General features: G+C 69.9%; 2 protein-coding genes. Both read left to right on the top strand.

The genetic code is table 11. The features are described 5' to 3' along the window. Positions 1-185 precede the first annotated feature (185 nt). Positions 186-1,997 carry a maltose alpha-D-glucosyltransferase gene (treS, locus tag G6028_RS04910; RefSeq protein ID WP_182658224.1) on the top strand — a complete coding sequence of 604 codons (1,812 nt, stop codon included), beginning with the start codon at positions 186-188 and terminating at the stop codon, positions 1,995-1,997. Positions 1,998-2,007: 10 nt separating this feature from the next. Beyond that, positions 2,008-2,724: maltokinase N-terminal cap-like domain-containing protein (locus tag G6028_RS04905; protein WP_422110521.1), on the top strand; the 717-nt coding region annotated here is incomplete at its 3' end.

Genomic DNA, 2,724 nt, shown 5'->3' with positions numbered 1-2,724 from the left:
GGCGCACGACCACCTCGTCGTCGTCGACCTCCAACAGGGCCGCCAGCGCGCGGGCCCGGCGGCCGTGCCGCTGGCGATACGACCGCGCGGGATCCACGCCCCTCAGGCCGCGGATACGCTCCGCCGGGCCGATTTTCCGCATGCAACGGATCGTACTGGGCCGTAGGCTCGCCCCCATGTCACCGATGTCGCGCCACAAGCCCGACCAACACCAGGCCGACCCCCACCGGTCCGATCCCCGACACCCCGAGCCCGAGCTCACCGACGACGGTCACGTGGTCGAGCCCAGCGCCGACAACTACCGGCACGCGGCCGAACTCGAGATCGATCGGGACTGGTACAAGTCGGCCGTGTTCTACGAGGTCCTGGTCAGGGCGTTCAACGACTCCGACGGCAACGGCACCGGGGACCTCCGCGGGCTCACGGAGAAGCTCGACTACCTGGAGTGGTTGGGGGTCGACTGCCTCTGGCTGCCGCCGTTCTACGACTCGCCGCTCCGCGACGGCGGGTACGACATCCGCGACTTCCGCGCCGTGTTGCCCGAGTTCGGGACCGTCGAGGACTTCGTCGACTTCCTCGACCAGGCGCACCAGCGGGGCATCCGGGTGATCACCGACCTGGTGATGAACCACACCTCCGACACCCACGCCTGGTTCACCGAGTCGCGGTCCGATCCGACCGGGCCGTACGGGGACTTCTACGTGTGGTCCGACGACGACACCCGGTACCCGGACGCCCGCATCATCTTCGTCGACACCGAGACCTCCAACTGGACCTACGACCCGGTGCGGGGGCAGTTCTACTGGCACCGCTTCTTCTCCCACCAGCCCGACCTCAACTACGACAATCCCGAGGTCCAGGACGCGATGATCGACGTCCTGCGGTTCTGGTTGGACCTGGGGATCGACGGGTTCCGCCTGGACGCCGTGCCGTATCTGTTCGAGCGCGACGGCACCAACTGCGAGAACCTCCCCGAGACGCACGAGTTCCTGCGCAAGTGCCGGGCGGTGGTGGACGAGGAGTACCCCGGTCGGGTGCTGCTCGCCGAGGCCAACCAGTGGCCCGAGGACGTGGTGGCGTACTTCGGCGAGCCCGAGGTGGGCGACGAGTGCCACATGGCGTTCCACTTCCCGCTGATGCCCAGGATCTTCATGGCGGTGCGGCGCCAGTCCCGGTTCCCCGTCACCGAGATCCTCGCGCACACCCCCGACATCCCCTCGTCCGCGCAGTGGGGGATCTTCCTGCGGAACCACGACGAGCTCACGCTCGAGATGGTGACCGACGAGGAACGCGACTACATGTACGCCGAGTACGCCAAGGACCCGCGGATGAAGGCCAACATCGGGATCCGCCGCCGCCTGGCCCCGCTGCTCGACGGCGACCACAACCAGCTGGAGCTGTTCACCGCGCTGCTGCTCAGCCTGCCGGGGTCGCCGGTGCTGTACTACGGCGACGAGATCGGGATGGGCGACAACATCTGGCTCGGCGACCGCGACGCCGTCCGCACGCCCATGCAGTGGAGCCCCGACCGCAACGCCGGGTTCTCCCGGTGCGACCCGGGCCGGCTCTACCTCCCGGTGATCATGGACCCGCAGTACGGCTACCAGGGCGTCAACGTGGAGGCGCAGCTCAACTCCACCGCCAGCCTGCTGCACTGGACGCGACGCATGATCCACGTGCGCAAGAGCCACCCCGCGTTCGGACGCGGCGAGTTCACCGATCTGGGTGGCTCCAACCCGAGCATCCTGGCCTATCTGCGGACGATGGGGTCCCCCGAGGAGGACCCCCGGGCGGACGTGATCCTGTGCGTCAACAATCTCTCGAGGTTCCCGCAGGCCGTGCGCCTGGACCTCTCGGAGTTCGCCGGACGCCGGCCCACCGAGCTCACCGGCGGGGTCCCGTTCCCCGAGATCGACGCCGACCCGTACCAGCTCACCCTGCCCGGCTACGGCTTCTACTGGCTCGAGCTGCGCAGTCCCACGGACACCCCGGCATGAGAGGCGCGGCATGAGCATCACCCCCGTCGACGACGACGCCATGGTCAGGTTGCTGACCGAGTGGCTCCCCGGACAACGCTGGTTCGCGGGAAAGGGCCGGCGACTGTCGGCGGTGCGGATCGCCCGGCGGGCGGTGCTGCTCGACCACGTCGACGTCCTGGTGGAGCACCTGCTGGTGGACGTGGAGGTGGACGGGCGACCACAGCGCTATCAGGTCCCACTGGCCACCGCGCGGACCCTGCCGGACGACCGCCGGACACTCCCCCTGACCCCCGACGGCGCCTCACCGGTGGTCTACGACGGACTGCGTGATCCGCGCGGGACCGAGTCACTGGTGTCGCACCTCTCCGCGCAGGACGAGGTGGGAGGGCTGCGGTTCCGCCTGGTCCCGGGCGCTCCCGCCCCCGAGCCCGCCCGGGGCAGGTTGCTCGAGGGCGAGCAGTCCAACTCGTCCCTGGTGTTCGGCGACGACCTCATGGTCAAGGTGTTCCGACTGGTCCAACCCGGCCTGAACCCCGACGTGGAACTCCACGCCGCGCTGGCCGACCGGCGGTGCCCGGCCGTCGCGTCGCTGCGGGGCTGGGTGGAGCTCGACGACGACGGGGGCGACCCGGACGCCGACGACGAGGCCGGCCCCACGACCCTGGCGATGGCCCAGGAGTTCCTCGCCGGCGCCGCCGACGGGTGGGCGATGGCCACGGCGAGCGTGCGCGACCTGTTCGCGGAG

The sequence above is a fragment of the Dietzia cercidiphylli genome (assembly GCF_014145145.1).
Classification (GTDB): domain Bacteria; phylum Actinomycetota; class Actinomycetes; order Mycobacteriales; family Mycobacteriaceae; genus Dietzia; species Dietzia natronolimnaea.
Note: the sequence above shows the minus strand (reverse complement) of the source record. Positions and strands in the feature narration are given on the sequence as shown.